The 7,967-nt window shown below is 69.8% G+C and carries 8 protein-coding genes; 6 read left to right on the forward strand and 2 right to left on the reverse strand.

What is annotated here, in order from left to right; genetic code table 11:
• Positions 1–156: 156 nt before the first annotated feature.
• The 3 genes from B1729_RS07175 to B1729_RS07185 all read left to right on the forward strand — a co-directional run bounded on the left by B1729_RS07175 (position 157) and on the right by B1729_RS07185 (position 1,900).
• On the forward strand, positions 157–756 hold the full coding sequence (locus tag B1729_RS07175) for a DNA starvation/stationary phase protection protein (RefSeq protein WP_163619115.1): 600 nt from the start codon (positions 157–159) through the stop codon (positions 754–756).
• Positions 757–864: 108 nt separating this feature from the next.
• Positions 865–1,236 (forward strand): hypothetical protein, encoded by a 372-nt coding sequence (locus B1729_RS07180; protein ID WP_239526073.1) that lies wholly within the window; start codon positions 865–867, stop codon positions 1,234–1,236.
• A 55-nt stretch (positions 1,237–1,291) separates the two neighbouring features.
• Entirely contained in the window at positions 1,292–1,900 is a 609-nt protein-coding gene (locus tag B1729_RS07185) for an ArsR family transcriptional regulator (protein ID WP_163619111.1), read from the forward strand.
• Positions 1,901–1,916: 16 nt separating this feature from the next.
• On the opposite strand, the gene fdhD is transcribed toward B1729_RS07185, so the two are convergent.
• Both fdhD and moaA read right to left on the reverse strand, forming a co-directional pair.
• A complete protein-coding gene (gene fdhD, locus B1729_RS07190; protein ID WP_163631572.1) occupies positions 1,917–2,834 on the reverse strand; it encodes a formate dehydrogenase accessory sulfurtransferase FdhD in 918 nt (305 codons plus the stop codon).
• A 1-nt stretch (position 2,835) separates the two neighbouring features.
• Complete coding sequence (gene moaA / locus B1729_RS07195; RefSeq protein ID WP_239539478.1) at positions 2,836–3,900, reverse strand: GTP 3',8-cyclase MoaA; 1,065 nt, start codon at positions 3,898–3,900, stop codon at positions 2,836–2,838.
• A gap of 320 nt (positions 3,901–4,220) precedes the next feature.
• On the opposite strand from moaA, the gene B1729_RS07200 reads away from it, so the two are divergent.
• The 3 genes from B1729_RS07200 to B1729_RS07210 form a co-directional block, all read left to right on the forward strand.
• Positions 4,221–5,666, forward strand: a complete 1,446-nt coding sequence (locus B1729_RS07200) for a cytochrome ubiquinol oxidase subunit I (protein WP_163631578.1) — start codon at positions 4,221–4,223, stop codon at positions 5,664–5,666.
• Positions 5,667–5,684: 18 nt separating this feature from the next.
• Positions 5,685–6,719, forward strand: coding sequence for a cytochrome d ubiquinol oxidase subunit II (gene cydB / locus B1729_RS07205; protein WP_163631581.1), 1,035 nt, complete (start codon positions 5,685–5,687; stop codon positions 6,717–6,719).
• Positions 6,720–6,880: 161 nt separating this feature from the next.
• Positions 6,881–7,967, forward strand: a 1,087-nt coding sequence (locus B1729_RS07210) for an ABC transporter transmembrane domain-containing protein (RefSeq protein ID WP_275575839.1), incomplete at its 3' end; no start/stop codon positions are given.

Consider the following 7,967-nt stretch of genomic DNA (forward strand, 5'->3'; position numbering starts at 1 on the left):
TAGCACGCGTCTGCCAGGAGGGCAACCCCCGCGCGCACAGGACGCCACCCGGTTACCGTCGAGGCATCCGCTAGCCCCAGCGGATCCTTGGACGAGGGCGCCCGACGGCGGGCCAGGACGGTCCCCCAACCGGTGCGCCTCAGGAACGGAGCGACAGTGGCGACGACCACCGCGAAGAAGAGCACCTCGCAGAGTGCGGCCGGCAAGAGCAGCGCGAGCGGCACGGCCAAGAGCAGGCGCCGTACGGCGCGCGGCGGAGTGGGCGCGGAGCTCACCCCCGAGCAGAACGCCGAGCGCGGATTCACGGCGTCCGAGACGCTCAGCGAGAACCTGCAGAAGGTGCTCGTCGACCTCATCGAGCTCTCACTGCAGGGCAAGCAGGCGCATTGGAACGTCGTGGGCCGCAATTTCCGCGACACCCACCAGCAGCTCGACGAGATCATCGAAGCGGCCCGGGACTTCGCCGACACCGTCGCCGAGCGGATGCGCTCGCTGCACGCCCTCCCCGACGGCCGCAGCGATGTCGTCGCACAGACCACGACCCTGCCGGAGTTCCCGCAGGGCGAGATCGCGACCAAGGAAGTCATCGATCTCATGACGGAACGACTGGACGACGTGGCCGCAACGTGCCGCGACGTGCACGACGCCGTCGACGAAGAAGACCCCACGAGTGCAGACATCCTCCACGCCGTCCTCGAGCGTGTTGAGCAGCTCTCGTGGATGGTGAGCGCGGAGAATCGCACCCCCAGGCGATGATCCCAGGCGCCCCGACGCTGCCCGCCTCCTCCCCCATGAGCGGCGGGCAGCGCCACGTCCGGGCGCAACTCGCGACTGACGCGGCCGCGCGCCGCTAGAGTCATGCCCATGGCATCAGGCAAGCAGCAGCACCAGCCCGAACCCGAACTTCACGGCGGGGTCCTCGCGGGCAACGGCAGCCCCGTCCTCTGGGGCTGGCTCATCGGGCTCGTCGTGTTCGTGTTCGTGGCGGTCCCCATCTCGATCGCGGTGCGCTTCGCCACCCACCCTGCGACGCAGGAGCTCTTCGGCGGCCGCCTCGAAGAGGCCAGCAACGCCGGATACTCGACGTTCTGGTGGATCGTCGCGATCTTCCTGTTCGCGGTGCCCGTGCTCATCGGGTGGGGCGTCGCGAAGCTCTCCGGCCGGACGCTGGGGATCATCGTCGCCATCCTGGCCGTGTTCTTCATCGCGATCCTGATCTTCGGCCAGCTCTTCTGATCCGCTCCGCGCCCGCGCGACCCGATCGGCGGCAGGCTCCCGCGATAATGGGTGCATGACGGCCGGGTACAGCGCGATCTCGAGCTACTCGCGCGTCGAGATCATGCACCTGCTCCAGGAGCGCCCGCACCGGCCGATCTCGGAGCTGGTCGAGGCCACCGGTCTCCACGCCAACACGGTGCGCGAGCACGTGCAGCGCCTGATCGATGCCGGCTACGTGATCGCCGAGACCGAGCGGCGCACCACGCGGGGGCGCCCACGCGTGCTCTACTCGGCGGCGACCGGCGCGGGCGAGGCTTCCAGCCCGGTGGCGATCCGCCGGGCCGAGGCCGCGGCGCGGCGCGGAGACCTGCTGCGTCGCGTGTACGGATCGGACACGGATGCCGAGCTCGGCGCCGACGCCCTCCACCAGCTCGACGCTCTCGTGGAAGACCTGAACGACGCCGGTTTCGACCCCGCTGTCGACGAGCGCGGGCTCACGGTGGATCTGACGCCGTGCCCGCACGCGCCGGCGGCCGATCATCGCGGCGTCCTGTGCGATGTGCACGTAGGCCTCATGGACAGCGTGCTGGCGCAGGCCGGCGGCCCGCTGCGGGTCGAGGGCATCGCCGCCTCGTGCGACCCGACGCAGTGCGTCGTGCACCTCACCGCCGCGCGACACTGAGTCGGGGCCGGAGGGATCAGAGCTCGGCGGCCGCCGGCACGCGCACCCGCTCGGGGTGCGAGTAGACGTTCATCGAGGATCCGCGCACGAACCCCACGAGCGTGAGTCCCGAGGCTGCGGCGAGTTCCACCGCGAGGGACGAGGGCGCCGACACGGCGGACAAGATCGGGATGCCGGCCATCACGGCCTTCTGCACGAGCTCGAAGCTCGCCCGGCCCGACACCTGCAGCACCGTTCCGGTCAGCGGCAGCCGGTCTTCGAGCACCGCCCAGCCGATGACCTTGTCGACGGCATTGTGGCGGCCGACGTCCTCGCGGAGCACGAGGAGCTCCCCCGACCCGGCGTCGAACAGCGCCGCGGCGTGCAGGCCGCCGGTCTTCTCGAACACCGCCTGCCCGGCCCTCAGCGCGTCGGGAAGGGTCGTGATCACGGCGGCGTCGACGGCTGCGGCATCCGTCGCCACGTCGTAGCGCGACTGCTTCTCGATCGCCTCGATCGACGCCGTGCCGCACACGCCGCACGAGCTGGTCGTGTAGAAGTTGCGGGCGATGTCGGTGACCAGCGGCTCGAGTCCCGGCGCTAGTGCGATGTCGAGGACGTTGTACGTGTTCTCGGTCGACGCCGGCGTACCGACCGCCGCGGGACCGATGGTCAGCAGCGGAGTCGCCGCGGCCGGGCCGGTGCCGGGTCCGCCGCAATGGATGGCCGAGCGGAGGTCTCCGCTCGTGGCGATGACGCCCTCCGACACCAGGAACCCCGCGGCCAGCTCCAGGTCGTGCCCGGGGGTGCGCATGGTGACCGTCAGCGCCTCGCCGAGGATGCGGATCTCGAGCGGCTCCTCGACGACGAGCGTGTCGGCGCGGCGGCGGACCGCGAAGTCGCCGTCGTTCAGCGAGATGCGGGTGACCGGCGTGCGCGTCGTGAGGCGGCCCATGTCAGCCCCCGATGGCGTTCATCCCGCGCGCCGGCTGCAGGAACGACGGGTCGTTGATCGCGTGCCCGGGCAGCTTGCCGCGGACGCAGGAGCGCAGCATCCCGTCGATGCCGGCGTCGACCGCCTCGTCCCCGCGGCCGTCGCGGAGGATTGGCAGCACGTCGTACTCGGTGGTCGAGAACAGGCAGTTGCGCAGCTGGCCGTCGGCCGTCAGCCGCAGGCGGTCGCAGTCGCCGCAGAAGGGCGCGGTGACCGACGCGATGACGCCCACCGAATGCGGACCGCCGTCGAGCGTCCACCGCGCGGCGGGGGCGCCGCCACGACCCGGCACCGGGGCGAGCGTCCACCGCTCGGCGAGCGCGGCGAGGATCTCGTCCTGCGTCACCATCCGCGAGCGATCCCAGGTGTGACCGGCGTCCAGCGGCATCTGCTCGATGAACCGCATCTGCGCGTCGTGGGCGATCGCGAACTCCACGAGGTCGACGAGCTCGTCGTCGTTGACGTCGCGCATCGCCACGGCGTTGAGCTTCAGCGGCCGGAGAGCGGATGCCGCGGCCGCCGCGATCCCCTCGAGCACATCATCGAGCCGGTCGCGCCGCGTGAGCTCGTGGAAGCGGTCGCGCCGCAGCGTGTCGATCGAGATGTTCAGGCGGTTGAGACCCGCCTCGATCAGACCGGGCAGCAGCTCGGGAAGGCGGATGCCGTTGGTCGTCATCGCGATCTCGACCGGAGCGCCGGCCGGTCCCGTGATCGCGGCAAGGCGGCGGACCACCTCGACGATGTCGTTGCGCAGCAGCGGCTCACCGCCCGTGAGCCGGAATGTCGTGATGCCGTCGGCCGCGGCCAGGCGGGCGATGCGCTCGATCTCGTCGAGCGTCAGGATGCTTGTCCGGGCGAGCCACTCGTTGCCCTGCTCGGGCATGCAGTACGTGCAGCGCAGCGAGCAGCGGTCGGTGAGCGAGATCCGCAGATCACGGTGCACGCGTCCGTGCGTGTCGATGAGCGGCGCGCCGATACCCGTGGGTGCGTCGCCGGCCGGTGCATGGCCGGAAGCGAAAGCGTCCATGCCGGCGCGTGCCGCGGGAACAGCCGCGCCCCCCGCCGCCGGAGACAGCAGGGGCCGTCGCCCGATCGTGACCGGGATCGCGGTCACGCGGGCGCTCCCATTCGCTGTTGCCGGGGCGCCATGATTCGAGGGTAGTCGCGCGACAGCCCGCCCGGCTCCGGTGCAACGGTTTATTCACGGCGCCAACGGCTCGTCGCCGCGCTCGCTTGCTGGGAACCTGTAGGAGGGTACGGCTTCCCGGGAGTGCCACGCCCTGTGGTCTGACCACATGTTACTGTGGTCGGACCACACGGAATCCCGTAGCGATCGGAGAACGCATCGTGGATCTGCTGGACCCCCTCCTCCTGGCGCGCTGGCAGTTCGGCCTCACGACGCTGTACCACTTCCTCTTCGTGCCGCTCACGCTCGGCATGGCCCTGACGGTCGCCATCTTCCAGACGGCCTGGTTCCGCACCGGCAAGCTGAAATGGCTGCACCTCACGCGGTTCTTCGGCAAGATCTTTCTGATCAACTTCGCGATGGGCGTCGTCACCGGCATCGTGCAGGAGTTTCAGTTCGGCATGAACTGGTCGTCCTACTCCCGGTTCGTCGGCGACGTCTTCGGAGCACCGCTCGCCTTCGAGGGCCTGATGGCGTTCTTCTTCGAGGCGACCTTCATCGGCCTGTGGATCTTCGGGTGGGACAAGCTGCCCAAGGCGCTGCACCTCGCGAGTATCTGGATCGCCACGATCGGCGCCTGGTTCTCGGCCTACTTCATCCTCGCCGCCAACGCCTTCATGCAGAATCCCGTCGGCTTCAAGATGGCCGAGGACGGCTCGCGCGCCGAGATGACCGACTTCTTCGCGGTGCTGACCAACCCGGTCGCGCTGGCGGCCCTGCCGCACACGCTGTTCGCGGCGTTCATGATGACCGCGGGCGTCATCGTGTCGATCTCTGCCTGGCATCTGCTGCGCAGGCAGAACGTCGACATGATGCGGTCGTCGCTGAAATTCGGCCTCTGGGGGCTGATCGCCGCGTTCGCAGGCGTCGCGCTCTCGGGCGACCAGCTGAGCCTCGTCATGGTGGCCACCCAGCCCATGAAGATGGCCGCCGCCGAGGCGACCTTCAACACCGTGTGCGGAGCGGATGCCTCGTTCTCGATCTTCACCCTCGGCACACCCGACGGCACGAGCGAGCTGTTCTCCATCCGCGTCCCCTACCTCCTCGCACTGCTGTCGACGCACTCGCTGGACGGCTGCGTCGAGGGCATCAACGACCTCAACATGCAGTACACGACCGAGCTGTTCCCGCAGTTCGCCGACCAGGTCGACGGCAACTTCGCACCGATCCTCTGGGTCACCTACTGGGCCTTCCGCTGGATGATCGGCCTGGGCGGCGTCGCCGCGCTCGTCGCGGTGGCGGGCCTCTGGTTCACCCGCAAGAACGCCAAGCGCGAGGTGCCCGCGTGGGCCTGGCGACTGGCGATCTGGGCGTGGCCGGCGTCCCTCCTCGCAATCCTCGTGGGCTGGGTCTTCACCGAGATGGGCCGCCAGCCCTGGATCGTGTTCGGCCTGATGCTGACCGAGGACGGGGTCTCGCCGTCGGTGCCGGGATGGACCGTGCTCATCTCGCTCACCGCGTTCACCCTGATCTACGCGGCGCTGGCGGTGGTCGAGTTCGGGCTCATCATGAAGACCTCGAAGCAGGGCCCCGATCCACTGCCCGGCCCGGATGACCCCGACCCCCGGGAACTCGCGGTCGCAGACACCCCGACCACGGTCTACTAGGAGCCCAGGAGAAACGTCATGGATCTCGCCTACCTCTGGTTCTGGATCGTCGGATTCCTCTTCGTCGGCTACTTCGTGCTCGACGGGTTCGACTTCGGCGTCGGCATGTCGCTGCCGTTCCTCGGCAAGAACGACGTCAGCCGCCGCCAGGTCATCAACACCATCGGCCCGGTGTGGGACCTGAATGAGACCTGGGTCATCGTCGCCGGCGCCTGCCTGTTCGCCGCCTTTCCCGAGTGGTACGCGACGCTGTTCAGCGGGTTCTACCTCGCGCTGCTGCTGATCCTGCTGGCGCTCATCCTGCGCGGCGTCTCGTTCGAGTACCGCCATCAGCGCGACTCGCTGCGGTGGAAGAGGGGCTTCGACACGATGATCGTCGTCGGCTCCGCCGTGCCGGCGCTGCTGTGGGGCGTCGCGGTCGCCAACATCGTGCAGGGTGTGCCTCTGGACGCGGACCACGAGTTCATCGGGTCGTTCCTGACCCTGCTCAACCCGTACGGGCTGCTCGGCGGGCTCACGACGCTGCTGCTCTTCTTCACGCACGGGGTGTACTTCGTGGCGCTGAAGACCGACGGCCAGGTCGCCGCCGACGCGCGCCGGCTGGCGGGCCGCTCGGGTCTTCTCACGATCGTCGTGGCCGCGATCTTCCTGGTGTGGACGGTCGGCATGGCGTTCGGCGAGGACCGCGAATTCGCCCTCGTCACGGCGGCCCTGTCGGCGGCGGCGGCCGTGCTGCTCATCGCGTCGTGGATCTCCAACGCCCGCGGCCGCGAGGGCTGGGCCTTCGGCTTCGGCGCCTTCACGATCGTCAGCGCCGTTCTCGCCGTCTGGTTCGCCCTGTTCCCGTTCGTGATGCCCTCGACCGGCGATCCGGCCGGCTCGCTCACGATCGAGAACGCCTCGAGCACCGACTACACGCTGACGATCATGTCGTGGGCGGCGCTGATCTTCCTGCCGCTCGTGCTCGCCTACCAGGGCTGGACCTACTGGATCTTCCGCAAGCGCATCACCCGCTCGCACATCGAGGCGGCCGCGGCGGCGCCCGCGCACTGACCTGTCGAGAGCGGATGCCGCGGCCCGCGGCATCCGTCACCCTCGTCGTGACGAGTTCACTTGCGCTGAACGTCCGCGAAATGCACCGCATCCCGTACGTTCAGCGCAAGTGAACGGGGTGGGAGGGGAGCGCGGGGCGGATCGGTAGGGTCGGAGGAGCGATGGACGAGAACAACGGCGGCGGCCCGGGCCAGACCTCGGGCAAGCCTGTCGACCCGCGGCTCTTGAGGTACGCGAGCGCCTCGCGGTGGTTCTTCGTCGCGATCGGTGCGATCGCCGTGGCCCAGACGGCCGTGATCGTCGCGTTCGCGTGGCTGCTGACGCGCGCGATCACCGGAGCGATCGACGGGATGCCGCCGGCCGACCTCCTGCCCACGCTCGGCGCCCTCGCCCTGGCGGTCGCGCTGCGTGCCGCGCTGCTGTGGGCCCGCGAGGCGGTCGCCGCCCGCGCTGCCGCGGGAGTGCAGACGCAGCTGCGCACGGCGCTCGTCGCGGCGATCGGCGTCCTCGGGCCGGAGTGGCTCGGCTCCCGCAACTCCGCCGCCCTCGCGATCACCGCGGGGCGCGGCCTCGACGCGCTCGAGGCGTACTTCGGCCGCTACCTGCCGCAGCTGGTGCAGACGGTGGTGGCGACGCCGCTGATCGTCGCAGTGATGTGGTGGCAGGACTGGATCTCGGGGCTGACGGTGGTGCTCACCCTCCCCCTCATCCCGATCTTCATGGTGCTCATCGGCCTTGCGACACGCACGGTGCAGCAGCGGCAGTGGCGAACCCTGCAGCGCCTGGCCTCACGCTTCGCCGACACCGTGCAGGGGCTGTCGACGCTCAAGGTGTTCGGCCGCCAGCATCGCGCCGCTGCATCCATCGAGCGCGTCACCGACGACTACCGCCGCGAGACCATGCGCGTGCTGCGCGTGTCGTTCCTGTCGGGCTTCGCGCTGGAGTTCCTCGCGTCGATCTCGGTCGCGATCGTCGCGGTGTCGATCGGGTTCCGCCTCATCGACGGGTCGCTCACACTCGCGGTCGGCCTGTTCGTGCTGCTGCTGGCGCCCGAGGCGTACCTGCCGCTCCGGCAGGTCGGCGTGCAGTTCCACGCGGCGGCCGAGGGCATCGCCGCGACCGACGATGTGTTCGACGTGCTGGATGCCGCCCGGCAGCGCGGCGCCGGCCGGGCTCAGGCAGCGATCGGCCAGGCCCAACTTCCGGTCGTTGAGCGAGCGAGGAACGAGCGAGACGAAACGCCCGGAA

It is taken from the genome of Microbacterium sp. B35-04, assembly GCF_010634885.1.
Lineage (GTDB): Bacteria > Actinomycetota > Actinomycetes > Actinomycetales > Microbacteriaceae > Microbacterium.

What these genes read in the sequence shown, in the direction of transcription:
- B1729_RS07180 (WP_239526073.1), top strand. Translation starts at nt 865, where the DNA reads ATGGCATCAGGCAAGCAGCAGCACCAGCCCGAACCCGAACTTCACGGC.
- B1729_RS07185 (WP_163619111.1), top strand. Translation starts at nt 1,292, where the DNA reads ATGACGGCCGGGTACAGCGCGATCTCGAGCTACTCGCGCGTCGAGATC.
- fdhD (WP_163631572.1), bottom strand. Translation starts at nt 2,834, where the DNA reads ATGGGCCGCCTCACGACGCGCACGCCGGTCACCCGCATCTCGCTGAAC.
- moaA (WP_239539478.1), bottom strand. Translation starts at nt 3,900, where the DNA reads ATGGACGCTTTCGCTTCCGGCCATGCACCGGCCGGCGACGCACCCACG.
- cydB (WP_163631581.1), top strand. Translation starts at nt 5,685, where the DNA reads ATGGATCTCGCCTACCTCTGGTTCTGGATCGTCGGATTCCTCTTCGTC.